The organism is Bacillus sp. 196mf (assembly GCF_003217275.1).
Taxonomy (GTDB): Bacteria; Bacillota; Bacilli; order Bacillales; family Bacillaceae_G; genus Bacillus_A; species Bacillus_A thuringiensis_S.
Genome location: NZ_QJTG01000002.1, coordinates 49,438 through 61,254, shown reverse-complemented (window position 1 = coordinate 61,254; position 11,817 = coordinate 49,438). Strand labels below are relative to the sequence as shown.

The window sequence follows — 11,817 nt, the reverse complement described above, 5'->3', positions numbered from 1 at the left end:
TTTAAAGAAAACGTCTCAAAGAACTACATTGTTCTTTGAGACGTTTTTTAATAAAGTGAAACTCCTACTTATTCCCCAAGCACCTTCTCAATCTCAACCTCTAAATCTACCGGCTTCGTCTGCGGAGCAAAACGCCCTACTACTTTCCCGTCTTTTCCGATTAAAAACTTCGTAAAATTCCATTTCACTGCTTTCATACCAAGTAAACCTGGTGCTTGTTCTGTCATGTATGTATATAGAGGGTGAGCCTTATCACCTTTCACATCAACCTTTGCAAACATCGGGAAGTTTACACCGTAGTTTAATTCACAAAAACTAGTAATGTCCGCTTCTGTACCTGGTTCTTGTCCCCCGAATTGGTTACAAGGAAATCCGAGTATTTCGAGTCCTTGGTCTTTATATTTATCATATACCTCTTGTAATCCTTTATATTGTGGTGTGAAACCACATTTGCTAGCTACATTGACAATAAGAAGTGCTTTTCCTTCGTAATCTTTTAACGATTTTTCTTCACCTGTAATTGTTTTAGCTGAAAAATCATAAACTGTCATTGTCTTTGCCCCTCTCTTCACTATCATTCTATGTTTATACTATACTACATTCGTGAATATACAGCTCTTATTACGTACTTATAAGTTGTAATGATAGCGCTTTATTTCTGTTCGAAAATTCGACACAAACTACTAGACTTTTATGATGGAAAGTTTTACAATTGAAATATGAACAAAATGTGACAGTTTATATTCCATTATAAAAGAAAAGGATGGTGTTCATTATGAAAACTGCACAACATGAAACGATTTCAAATCGCGAGTTTTATTTCGTACTATATATGATGTTATTGTTTGTTACTGGCTGGGTAATCGATGTAAATGGTTTATTCTTAAGCTCCTACTTTAATTTAGCAGGAGAGATTATGCTTCCATTAGTAGGCGGGATTGTTGGACTGTTCATTATGTCTATTAATAAACAACAAACGAAATAATAATATTACAAAAAGGCAGAAGACGAGCTTCGTTTTCTGCCTTTTTTCTATTTTAGCGTATAATAAAAACATGCAGTATATAAGGAGTGGTAACTATGAAAAAAGTAGAGCAATTATCTTCTCACCTATATCTTATTGATGATTTCGATTTACAGCATAATGAACGAACAGGTACGTACGTTTTATTAGGTGACGATATTACTTTAATTGAAACTTGTGCAGCCCCTTCTCTTCCGTATATTTTAGACGGCTTACAACAATTACATATTGATTTAAACGATGTTAAAAACATTATCGTTACACATGTGCATTTAGATCACGCTGGAGCAGCTGGTTTAATGATGGAAAAGTGCCCAAATGCTACGTTATATGTGCATTCTCGTGGTGCTCGTCATATGATTGATCCAACAAAACTTATTTTAGGTGCAAAAGCTGTCTACAAAGAAGATTTCGATAAACTCTTTGATCCAATTCTTCCAATTGAAGAAGAACGTGTTCATATTGTACAACATGGTGATACGTTAAAAATTGCAAAAGATCGCACCCTTACATTTTATGATACACCAGGACATGCGAAGCACCATATTAGCATTCACGATTCATTAACAAACGGGATTTTTACTGGCGATACAATTGGAATTTATTATAGAGAACTCGCAGACGTTGATGTAGAGTTATATCTACCATCAACGTCCCCTTCACAATTCCAACCAGATGCGATGATTACTTCTAAAAATCACATTCAAAGTATGAATGTAGATACTATTTATTTCGGTCATTACGGCGCATCCTCTCATGTTACAGAAGTATATAATCAACTGGAATATTGGCTACCTATTTTCGTTCATACTGGTAAGGAAGTCTTTGAAAAGTATAATGATTTCGATGAAGCAACTAAAGCTTTACAAACTTTGTTAATGGATAAAATCTCTTCTCATCTTACAAAGTTAAACGTTCCATCAGATCATTCCGTTTATAATATTTTACATTTAGATATAGAAATTAGCGCAATGGGCATTATTGATTATTTCACGAAGCAAGAAAAATCAAACTCCACTATTAACTAACAGTAAAAGAAGAGATATACAACAGTAGTTATTGTATATCTCTTCTTTTTTTGAATATATTTTGAGTAAAGGATGGTGGAATATAATGCAAAAAGTGATGCTATACCTCTGCTTCACATTATTTATCGTCTTATTATTATTTGTAGGAGTAAAAATTCAATTTTATTTAGATACAGATGCACAAGTGAACTTTAACGTTTATCCAAGATTATTCTACTTTACACTCTTCCCTCTTATAGTTGGCATTTTATTACGCTTCCTTCAATCTATTAATCGCGAAACGAGTAAACAAAACTGGAGCTTTCAACCGGATAAATTTATTGCTATTACAGTGCCTACACTATTCATTTCCTTTTCCCCAGCACTACTCTTTTCACCACTTGCCGAATACCTACCTTATTTAGTTAATATTATTCTAATAAATACAACTTTTGTTACGATTATTAGTTTAATAGCTGGTTATTCACTATTAGATTGTTTTATACAAAAGGACAATGCAACGATGAAAAAATATAATTGAATGCTCTATTTTCTTTTAATAAAGAAAGCTCAAAGCTAAAGCTTTGAGCTTTTTTACTTATCTCACCTTTTCATCTACATACTCCATAAACTGCTCCGCTTTAATAAATCTTTCTTTGTACGCCTCAGGCACTTCTTCTACTGTTATCCCGCCACTCGATTTCGTTTTTACTAACACAGTTTGATGTGACATTAACGCCTCCATGTATTGTTCATACTCTTCAGGAGTTAGTACTTCTTTACTAGATTTATGGCCATTTAATTTATCAAAATACGGATGAAGCTCCATTACTACCTTTTTCAATTCCTCTTTTTTAGCTGGTGATAATTGATCATAATCTATATTACCATTCGAATCCCCGTACGCAAGCTTTGCATTAGTTAATTTTTTCAGTTCTTTTGTAAACTCTTCATATTCCTTCGAACTCATTTCATCTTTCGCTTCTGATAATTTTGCATTAAAACGCATATACGTTTCTAATGTCATCGCTCCGGCGTGTTTTTTTAAATTCTCAAAAGATCCGTATATACCATCCGCCATAATAGATTGATATGCAAAACCGGTCGTAGGGATTAAAAATGCTGCTGCAAGCACTCCGGCGATAAGACGTTTCTTCACCTTACTTCCCCCGCGATTCATTTTGATTTGAACAATTACTTTTTCTTTTAACTCCGGTGGGGCAACAATCCCCTTCGCTTCTTCTCGTATAGATTCTCTAACTCTACAATCTAAACTCATTTCACATTCCCTACCTCTCCTAAAAAGATTTCTTCTACTTGCTCTTTTTGACGTAGTTTCTTTAATGCCGCATGAATTCTAGACTTCACTGTACCAATTGGAATATGTAATATTTGTGCTACTTCTTCTTGTGAATATTCGTATAAGTATCTTAAGATAATAACTTGTTTCAATTTATACGGTAATTTATGAATGAGTTCGATTAGTTTTTGGTTTGATATTTTACTTACAACATCGTTAGAAAAATCAATTTGCACTGGCTTTCTTTGCTCTTCTGCTTTTTTCATAATTCGTAGTCGCATCCACCTCTTTCTTCTATAAGAATGAATTTGTTTAATCGCAAGCCCAATTAGCCAAGGGCGAAATGGCTTCTCGCTATCATATTTACGAAGCGATTCATATAGCTGTATGTATACTTCTTGAACGACATCATCTACATCCGTTTTATCTTCAATTAAAAAATGTGCTGTTTTATATACTTCTTGAATCGTTACATCATACAATTCGCTATACGCTTCTTTATTTCCTGATAAAGTTAATCGAATTAAATGTGCGTAATCTATTTCAGCCTTCATATTCCAGCCCTCCTTTGTCTTACACTATATATTGGCAAGTAATTCATATTTCGTTCGATTTTTCCGAAAAAATTTTTTATATAAATTAATATTATGATCCAATGAGTTCATAAGCTTCACTTATAACCACACATAACTATTATATAATTTTCCAATTTCTGATAAAGATTTAAAATGATTTATATAGTCAAATTTAGGAGGATATATGATGAAAGCTATCGTTGTAACGTCGTTCGGTGGTCCTGAAGTGATGAAATATACAGATGTGGATATGCCGACTATTTCAGAAGATCAAGTTTTAATTCGCGTTTTTGCTACTAGTGTAAATTTCGCTGATATTAAATCACGTTATGGCAAAAAAGGAAATAAAGCACTACCTTTTATTCCAGGAATAGATGCAACTGGTATTGTAGAACGCGTCGGTTCTCATGTGAAAAATATTCAACCTGGACAGCGTGTCATTGCTTTTCCTCAAAATGGATCTTACGCAGAGTACGTTGTTTCAAATGAAAATCTCACTTTCGTTTTACCCCATGAAGTCGACTTTCAAACTGCAGCTGCTTGTCCGATCGTATCTTTCACAAGCTATAATTTACTCGTGAATGTTGCAAGGCTTCAACAAAATGAATCCGTGCTGATTCATGCAGCTGCTGGCGGAATTGGTACTACCGCGATTCAACTTGCAAAACGATTAGGGGCTGGAACAGTTATCGGTACTGTAGGAAGTGAAACGAAAAAAGAAATCGCTTTAGATGCTGGAGCTGATTATGTTATTTGTCATCAAGATGAAGATTTTGCAGAGAAAGTCAATGAGCTGACAAACGGAGAAGGAGTGAATATAATTTTGGACTCTATTTCTGGAACTGTCTCTGAAAGAAGTTTAAACTGCCTAGCTTATTACGGTCGCCTCGTTCATTTCGGTAATGCAAGCGGTAAAATTGGCAATTTCAAAACGAAAGATTTACACGCAAGTTGCCGCTCTATACTAGGCTTTAGCTTTGGCACTACACGGAAAAAACGTCCTGAACTACTCCAAGAAACGGCAAATGAAGTTTTCCGTTATTTGCGTGACGGAAGTTTGCAAATGAAAGCTACAAAATCTTTTCCCCTTCCAGATGCAGGGAAAGCACATGAATGGGTCGAAAGTAGAAAAAGTACAGGGAAAGTAATACTAACTGTTCAGTCTTCTTCCTGAAATGAATACTTGAAACAGAGGTGGCATTCATGGGATCACGAATTATGCATGTTATTATCGCTAACGGTATTGCTGAGAAACTATGTATTCAAGATAAAACTTCTTTCTTACTTGGAGCTGTAGCCCCTGATGCTGTTCATTCAAAAAAAGAAAAAGGAACCTCACATTTTTATGCTGGTACAACGAAGAACTATACGAGAAGAATAGATTATGATTCATTTTTTCATAAATACGAAGCACATATAGATTCCCCCTTTATTTTAGGCTATTACACCCACCTCATTGCCGATGATAATTGGCTAAGTGGCTTTTTTCTACCATGGCTAAAAAATAGAATAGAAAATGACGAAACTATCGCACCCCTGTACTATAACGATTTTAAATTGTTAAATGCAAAGTTGCTTCATCATTACGATAAAGAACAACAGCTCTTCTCTCTTCTCAATCAAGAGGCTCACATTGTGGATATTGAAGAGGTTTCTAAAGAAAACGTTTTAGCTTTTCGAAAGTATCTTTTTGAAGATATGTTGTATCCCGAGCAACATTTGCATGAAGACTTACAGGTGTTTACGTTTAATCAAATTGTCGGTTACATTGAAACCGCTATTGAAAAAGGTGCATTTTTTATTACACAACTCTCTCATGAAAAATCCACTTCAAAGATTTAATCCCCCTCAATATATTTGAGGGGGATTTTCACATAGCAATATTATTATTGGTTCTTCTCCATAACCGCAAAATAATTCCCTTCACTATCAGCAAAGTTAAACACTTTACCAGAAGGCATAGTTACCATTTCTCCAACAGTAACATTTTTATTTTTTAAACCTGCATATAATTGATCCAGATTTTCTGAGAAGAACATTAAGGACGGTGTACCAAGATTTAATTCTGGGCTCATTTTCGAAATAACTTCTTTATTATGTAATATAATGCTCGTTTCAGCACCGTTAGTTGGAGCAATTTCAATCCATCTCATTCCTTGCTTGTTATCTTCCTCCGCAACTACATGAAACCCTACCTTTTCCGTCCAAAAATTTACTGCCTCATCTTGATTATTTACATATAACATAATTTGTCCTACTTTATGAATCATTTGTATTCCTCCTATTGTTTTTTTACATTCTATGTAGCTTTCTACAGCTGGTATCGTTATTCCTTTTGAGTTGGTATGTACTTCTTTGCAAAATTTATCGACTGACTCATCCCATCCAGTTCGTCAAAATAATTGTTTCTTTCAATCATGTTATATCCGTCGAATCCAATTTCATCTAATACTTTGAAGAATATATCGAAATCCACTTCACCATTTCCTACCGCTACTTCTATATACTTACTTGAACTATTACTTTTCACTTCTTTACAATCTTTAATATGAGTTTGTACTATATAATCTTTTAATAGTAATAAACCTTCTAACGGATTTTCATTTACATCACTTATTAAATTTGCTGGGTCAAAGTTAACAGCTAGTCCTTTCGAGTTTGCATTTTCTAAAAATCGTTTTAATACTATTGCTTTTTCAGATCCTGTCTCAATAGCAAAGACTCCCCCAAATTTGAATGCTAATTCCCCTATCTCATAACAAACCCGCACCATTTTATCATAGCTCTCACTTTTTTCATCATCTGGAACTTTCCCAATATGAGCTGTTATTATCTTTGCTCCCAGCTCCAAACCTCTGTCAGTAATATATTTAATCTGATTTATTGCACTGTCAGCTTCTGTTCCTGTAATTCCATTTTCTCCAAAACTAATTGCTAATGATGGAATCTTTATCCCATTAAAAGATAAGCTTTTCTTTAAAGCAGTCCATTCTACCACTGGAATATTAGCTAAGTTGAAGTTTTTATTCATAGCATATAATTGAATATATTCTAAATCCCATTCCCTTGCTTTTTGTATTCCTTCGTTTACTTCAATATGTTTCGTATTCAAAAACATTCCTAATTTCCTATCCATATATGTACCTTCTTTTTATTATTTCGCATCAGTTTAATATTCGACTTTTTTATATTACTTCCTTGTACAAACTAAATGAGAAATGATTCACCCTTATCGATAATTCTTATAAGATAGATACATTTAAATTCCCTTTGTTATTCAATTACAAACAAAAAGACGTAACTATAAATAGTTACGCCTTCCCCATTATTTATCTAGGCTTTTTCTTCCCAGTAAATGCTGGTTTCTTTTTCTTAGGTGCTGGTGGCTTCGATTCTACAAATGTTCCTTTGAACATTTCTTGCTTCGTAAATACGATGCCTAGTTTTTTCGCAAATTGTAGTAATTTGCGCTCTTCTTGTGGAGTTACAAGAGATACGACAGTTCCTTCTTTACCCATACGTCCTGTACGTCCTGAGCGGTGAATATATTGGTCTACTGTGTCCGGTAATTCTAAGTGAATTACATGTGTTAAATCATCAATATCAATACCGCGTGCTGCAATATCAGTAGCAAGTAGAATTTCTAATTTTCCGCCGCGGAATGCACGCATCGTTGCTTCACGCTCTTGCTTACCTGCTTCTGCATGAAGAGCTGCTGCTTTCATTTTACGGAACTGCAATTTCTGAGTAATTTCATCTAAACGGAATGGATCGTTTAAGAAAGCAACTGCTTTTACATCGCCCATATGCATAATTCTTCTTACATAATCATTTTTTTCGCGTCGCTCACAAATGATGTACGTATGCTCAACTAAGCTTTTTGACTCTGCACGTGTTACACGTACCACTTGTGGTTCAACTGCCAAATCACGTGCCGCGTCTTCTGCCGCTTTGGTAATTGTCGCTGAGAAGAATACTAATTGACGGTCGCGCATCGTTGATTTAATTACATCTTGTACTGCGCCCATCATCTTTTGTTTTACAATTTGATCAAACTCATCAAATACAATTGTTTTCACTTCATGCATTTTTAGCTTTTTCATACGAATTAATTCTAAAATACGTCCTGGTGAACCGACAATTACTCTCGGATGTTTCTTTAATTTTTCAACTTGGCGCTTAATATCTGCACCACCAATTAAAGATGCACCTGAAATTTCAGTTCCTGCTGTAAACTTTTGAACCTCTTCATGAATTTGCATTACAAGTTCACGTGTTGGCGCTAAAACAACAACTTGTGGCTGTTTTACTTCAGGATTAATTTTATGTAAAAGGGGTAATAAGTACGCTAATGTTTTTCCTGTTCCAGTTGGAGATTCAGCTATAACGTCTTGTCCTTCTAAAATAGTTGGAATCGCTTGTTTTTGAATTTCAGTTAATTCTTTAAAACCAGCCTTCTCCCAAGCTTCTTGTAAAAATGGTTGCATATCTTTTATCATTTGTTTTTCTCCTTTATCTCTATTTTTGAAGAAAATGCTGTATTGTTCGCACCGTTTCTATCATGTGTGAAATAACAGCTATTAAATCATCAACATGGTCTTCTGTAATCGCTTTTTGAAATAGAACCTCTACCTTATTATGATATGAAATCGCTTGCTTATTATATTCGTATGAAACTTTCTGCATAATCATTCTTTCTTTTCCCCATATAGAACGCATTAAAGTTTCAATTTCTTCGCATCCTACTTCTGGTTGTTCTAACGGGAATGAAAATGCTAGCTTCATTTCACAACCTGGTGTAAACTGAGGCACTTCTAGTATTTCACCAGACAAGTTCTTTGCATCCACAGATAATGAAAATGTTGCTTCTACTAATGGTTCGAACGGTTCTGTTAATTGAAATGAGATATGATATATACGACTTAATGAGGCAAGGTCCATCATATCTTTTCGATCTGTTACAAGAATATCTCCATGTAGATCAAAATCATACACAGCACCTTCTACGATTACTTTTAAATTGTCAAAAGCAGTTGGATCAAACATAATTTCCTCCAAAAAACAGGCGCCTTTCGATGGAAAGGCGCCACTTGATGTATATATAGTTTACAGATAAACGAGATGAATTACAACCTTTTAGAATAAACCTACTGCTTTTCCATCTTCATTTACATCCATTTGAAGTGCTGCTGGTTGTTTTGGAAGACCTGGCATTGTTAACATTGTACCTGTTAACGCAACGATAAAGCCTGCACCGATAGATGGTTTTAACTCACGAATTGTAACGATAAAGTCAGATGGACGACCTAATTTTGTTGCATCGTCAGAAAGAGAGTATTGTGTTTTCGCCATACAAACTGGTAGGTTACTCCAACCTTCTCCTTCATATTGAGCTAATTGCTTACGTGCTTTCGGAGCAAATTCAATATCTTTTGCGCCATACACTTTTTGAGCAATTGTACGAATTTTTTCTTCTAATGGTAATTCTAATTCATAAAGTGGTGCGTAGTTGTTTTCACCTTTTTCGATTTCTTTTAGTACTTTTTCAGCAAGGTCAACTCCGCCTTGGCCACCCTTCTCCCAAACTTCTGTTAAGGATACTGCATAGCCACGCTCATTACACCACTCTTGTAAGTATGTAACTTCTGCATCTGTATCTGTAATGAATTTATTAATTGCAATTACGAAAGGCACACCGAAGCTTTGAATTGTTTCAACATGCTTCTGTAAGTTTTCCATACCTTTTGCTAATGCATCTACATTTTCTTCTTTTAATTGATCTTTTGCAACGCCGCCATGCATTTTAAGCGCACGAATCGTCGCAACAATAACAACTGCTTCTGGTTTAATGCCAGCTGCACGAGCTTTAATATCTAAAAACTTCTCAGCGCCTAAATCAGCACCGAATCCAGCTTCTGTAATAACATAATCACCTAATTTTGCTGCCATTGTTGTAGCGATAACACTGTTACAACCGTGAGCGATATTCGCAAATGGTCCGCCATGAATGATAGCTGGTGTATTTTCTAACGTTTGTACTAAGTTCGGCTTTAATGCGTCTTTTAATAATAGTGTTAACGCACCTTCTACACCTAAATCTTTAACCGTTACAGGTTGATTTGCAAAGTTATAGGCAACTACGATGCGAGATAAACGTGCTTTTAAGTCTTGAATATCTGTTGCAAGGCAGAACACGGCCATAATTTCAGATGCTACTGTAATGTCAAAAGCGTCTTCACGTGGTACACCTTGTACAGGTCCACCAAGACCAATTACTACGTTACGAAGGGCACGATCATTTAAGTCAACGCAGCGTTTCCAAACGATTTTACGCGTATCAATTCCAAGTGTGTTTCCTTGTTGGATATGATTATCAATAAACGCTGCTAATGCGTTATTGGCAGTTGTGATCGCATGGATATCTCCAGTAAAGTGAAGGTTAATGTCTTCCATTGGTACGACTTGTGAAAAACCGCCACCTGCTGCTCCACCTTTTAATCCCATCGTCGGTCCAAGAGATGGTTCACGAAGTGCAATTACTGTTTTCTTACCAATTTTGTTAAAAGCTTGACCTAAACCAACTGTTACTGTTGATTTACCTTCTCCAGCTGGAGTTGGGTTAATTGCTGTTACTAAAACAACTTTACCGTCTTTCTCATCTTGTAAGCGCTTAAAAATATCAAGAGATAACTTACCTTTATAATGCCCGTATGGCTCTAATTCATCTTCTAAAATATTTAAATCAGCTGCAATTTCTTGAATCTTCTTCATACTCGCTTCTTGTGCGATTTCAATATCGGATTTCACTGTTGTAGTAGTTGTCATATACCCTAGTCCCCCTTTAATTGGTTCTGATGATATTGTATCAGTTTTTTGTATTTTCTGCACTTATTTACCTCCTAAAAATTCTTTCATTTCTTTATACGTTTTTTAACATAAATACCCATAAGAATGTTAACGATTGTTGCAACTCTGTAGGTAGTTGACCTAACATCTTCTCGTTTACTCCGCGCTTATATACGCCGATGCCATCTACAACTTTAAAACCTTGTTCTTTCGCTAACTGTTCAAATTCCCAAGGCATCATCGTATTACAAACAACGTCTTTTCCATACAAGCGAGGATAACTGTTCTCTCGTGGCTTTGCTGTCGGTCCTAAAATTGCAATACATGCATATCCATCTTTCTTTAACACACGCTTTATTTCATTTAACGCTCGTAATGGCTCTTCCGTCCACTCTAAAGAATTAATTGCCATAATTGATTCAAATTGCTCATTTTCAAATGGTAATGCAGAAAGATCTCCTTTTATAAAAGATAAATTTGGTCCTTCTCCGCGCTCCTTACCTTTTTGAATCATCACTTCCGATAAATCTACTCCCACTGCTTTATAGCCTGCGCTACTTAATTTATATGTACCGTACCCATCACCACAACCAACATCGAGCACTTGTGCTTCTTTCTTTACGTATTGTTCAAAAAACGGAATAATTGTGCTCCTACTCCCGCTATCCCACATTTCCTGACTATTTTTATTCCAAAACTCCGCACTACTATCCCATTTCTTCTCTGCTGATTCATGCCAATTAAATGTTGTCATACATTCCCCTACCTTCACGTATTATCATTCATTTCATTCTACATCATTTTCCAAAATTCCTGTTTTATCCCGCTTGCAGTAAGACACCTACCTCAAAATTCAATGGATGCGGACCAGTTAATGGGAGAGAACTGCTCATAAAAATCCAATTGTTGCTGGCTGATAATCAGTTGTGATGGAAAAAATCCCGCACTTTATCTTCAATAGGAAATGGATATGTTAACGATGGAATACGTATTCTCCATTTTTTGCTTTACTTGGGTTTAACTCATACTCATGTTCTTACCTTTATGTAAGATACTATAGGTACA

Annotated in this window: 14 protein-coding genes; 5 read left to right on the top strand and 9 right to left on the bottom strand. The window is 35.3% G+C overall.

Annotated features, from left to right (window positions below; translation table 11 throughout):
- Window positions 1-68 precede the first annotated feature (68 nt).
- The gene (gene bsaA / locus ATL10_RS04615) at window positions 69-551 is read right to left on the bottom strand and encodes a glutathione peroxidase (RefSeq protein ID WP_000219434.1); all 483 of its coding nucleotides are present in this window, start codon (window positions 549-551) and stop codon (window positions 69-71) included.
- Window positions 552-775: 224 nt separating this feature from the next.
- Here bsaA and ATL10_RS04610 point away from each other — a divergent pair, with 224 nt between their 5' ends.
- The 3 genes from ATL10_RS04610 (at window position 776) to ATL10_RS04600 (ending at window position 2,572) form a co-directional block, all read left to right on the top strand.
- A complete protein-coding gene (locus ATL10_RS04610) occupies window positions 776-985 on the top strand; it encodes a DUF3925 domain-containing protein (RefSeq protein ID WP_043938462.1) in 210 nt (69 codons plus the stop codon).
- Window positions 986-1,080: 95 nt separating this feature from the next.
- A complete protein-coding gene (locus ATL10_RS04605) occupies window positions 1,081-2,052 on the top strand; it encodes an MBL fold metallo-hydrolase (RefSeq protein ID WP_043938463.1) in 972 nt (323 codons plus the stop codon).
- 85 nt (window positions 2,053-2,137) lie between these two features.
- The gene (locus ATL10_RS04600; protein WP_001174535.1) at window positions 2,138-2,572 is read left to right on the top strand and encodes a hypothetical protein; all 435 of its coding nucleotides are present in this window, start codon (window positions 2,138-2,140) and stop codon (window positions 2,570-2,572) included.
- Between the two features lie 57 nt (window positions 2,573-2,629).
- Here ATL10_RS04600 and ATL10_RS04595 read toward each other — a convergent pair whose 3' ends face one another.
- Entirely contained in the window at window positions 2,630-3,310 is a 681-nt protein-coding gene (locus ATL10_RS04595; RefSeq protein ID WP_000050703.1) for a DUF3600 domain-containing protein, read from the bottom strand.
- A complete protein-coding gene (locus ATL10_RS04590) occupies window positions 3,307-3,885 on the bottom strand; it encodes a sigma-70 family RNA polymerase sigma factor (RefSeq protein WP_000642664.1) in 579 nt (192 codons plus the stop codon). Before ATL10_RS04590 ends, ATL10_RS04595 begins: the two co-directional genes overlap by 4 nt.
- Window positions 3,886-4,093: 208 nt before the next feature.
- Between ATL10_RS04590 and ATL10_RS04585 the strand changes: the two genes are divergently transcribed.
- Window positions 4,094-5,080: a quinone oxidoreductase family protein gene (locus ATL10_RS04585; RefSeq protein WP_048567938.1), complete on the top strand. Its 987-nt coding sequence runs from the start codon at window positions 4,094-4,096 to the stop codon at window positions 5,078-5,080.
- Between the two features lie 29 nt (window positions 5,081-5,109).
- On the top strand, window positions 5,110-5,748 hold the full coding sequence (locus tag ATL10_RS04580; protein WP_090976290.1) for a zinc dependent phospholipase C family protein: 639 nt from the start codon (window positions 5,110-5,112) through the stop codon (window positions 5,746-5,748).
- A gap of 44 nt (window positions 5,749-5,792) precedes the next feature.
- Here ATL10_RS04580 and ATL10_RS04575 read toward each other — a convergent pair whose 3' ends face one another.
- The 6 genes from ATL10_RS04575 to ATL10_RS04550 all read right to left on the bottom strand — a co-directional run bounded on the left by ATL10_RS04575 (window position 5,793) and on the right by ATL10_RS04550 (window position 11,506).
- Complete coding sequence (locus ATL10_RS04575; protein ID WP_000581475.1) at window positions 5,793-6,176, bottom strand: VOC family protein; 384 nt, start codon at window positions 6,174-6,176, stop codon at window positions 5,793-5,795.
- Window positions 6,177-6,232: 56 nt separating this feature from the next.
- Entirely contained in the window at window positions 6,233-7,042 is an 810-nt protein-coding gene (locus ATL10_RS04570) for a sugar phosphate isomerase/epimerase family protein (protein ID WP_110496516.1), read from the bottom strand.
- 193 nt (window positions 7,043-7,235) lie between these two features.
- Window positions 7,236-8,405 (bottom strand): DEAD/DEAH box helicase, encoded by a 1,170-nt coding sequence (locus tag ATL10_RS04565; protein ID WP_016512956.1) that lies wholly within the window; start codon window positions 8,403-8,405, stop codon window positions 7,236-7,238.
- A 19-nt stretch (window positions 8,406-8,424) separates the two neighbouring features.
- The gene (locus ATL10_RS04560; RefSeq protein WP_000460216.1) at window positions 8,425-8,952 is read right to left on the bottom strand and encodes a hypothetical protein; all 528 of its coding nucleotides are present in this window, start codon (window positions 8,950-8,952) and stop codon (window positions 8,425-8,427) included.
- A gap of 90 nt (window positions 8,953-9,042) precedes the next feature.
- The gene (locus tag ATL10_RS04555) at window positions 9,043-10,731 is read right to left on the bottom strand and encodes a formate--tetrahydrofolate ligase (RefSeq protein WP_110496620.1); all 1,689 of its coding nucleotides are present in this window, start codon (window positions 10,729-10,731) and stop codon (window positions 9,043-9,045) included.
- Between the two features lie 94 nt (window positions 10,732-10,825).
- Window positions 10,826-11,506 carry a class I SAM-dependent methyltransferase gene (locus ATL10_RS04550; RefSeq protein ID WP_090976286.1) on the bottom strand — a complete coding sequence of 227 codons (681 nt, stop codon included), beginning with the start codon at window positions 11,504-11,506 and terminating at the stop codon, window positions 10,826-10,828.
- Window positions 11,507-11,817 lie beyond the last annotated feature (311 nt).

Excerpts from the sequence above, each read along its gene's own strand:
- bsaA (WP_000219434.1), bottom strand. The coding sequence starts at position 551 with ATGACAGTTTATGATTTTTCAGCTAAAACAATTACAGGTGAAGAAAAA.
- ATL10_RS04610 (WP_043938462.1), top strand. The coding sequence starts at position 776 with ATGAAAACTGCACAACATGAAACGATTTCAAATCGCGAGTTTTATTTC.
- ATL10_RS04605 (WP_043938463.1), top strand. The coding sequence starts at position 1,081 with ATGAAAAAAGTAGAGCAATTATCTTCTCACCTATATCTTATTGATGAT.
- ATL10_RS04600 (WP_001174535.1), top strand. The coding sequence starts at position 2,138 with ATGCAAAAAGTGATGCTATACCTCTGCTTCACATTATTTATCGTCTTA.
- ATL10_RS04595 (WP_000050703.1), bottom strand. The coding sequence starts at position 3,310 with ATGAGTTTAGATTGTAGAGTTAGAGAATCTATACGAGAAGAAGCGAAG.
- ATL10_RS04590 (WP_000642664.1), bottom strand. The coding sequence starts at position 3,885 with ATGAAGGCTGAAATAGATTACGCACATTTAATTCGATTAACTTTATCA.
- ATL10_RS04585 (WP_048567938.1), top strand. The coding sequence starts at position 4,094 with ATGAAAGCTATCGTTGTAACGTCGTTCGGTGGTCCTGAAGTGATGAAA.
- ATL10_RS04580 (WP_090976290.1), top strand. The coding sequence starts at position 5,110 with ATGGGATCACGAATTATGCATGTTATTATCGCTAACGGTATTGCTGAG.
- ATL10_RS04575 (WP_000581475.1), bottom strand. The coding sequence starts at position 6,176 with ATGATTCATAAAGTAGGACAAATTATGTTATATGTAAATAATCAAGAT.
- ATL10_RS04570 (WP_110496516.1), bottom strand. The coding sequence starts at position 7,042 with ATGGATAGGAAATTAGGAATGTTTTTGAATACGAAACATATTGAAGTA.
- ATL10_RS04565 (WP_016512956.1), bottom strand. The coding sequence starts at position 8,405 with ATGATAAAAGATATGCAACCATTTTTACAAGAAGCTTGGGAGAAGGCT.
- ATL10_RS04560 (WP_000460216.1), bottom strand. The coding sequence starts at position 8,952 with ATGTTTGATCCAACTGCTTTTGACAATTTAAAAGTAATCGTAGAAGGT.
- ATL10_RS04555 (WP_110496620.1), bottom strand. The coding sequence starts at position 10,731 with ATGACAACTACTACAACAGTGAAATCCGATATTGAAATCGCACAAGAA.
- ATL10_RS04550 (WP_090976286.1), bottom strand. The coding sequence starts at position 11,506 with ATGACAACATTTAATTGGCATGAATCAGCAGAGAAGAAATGGGATAGT.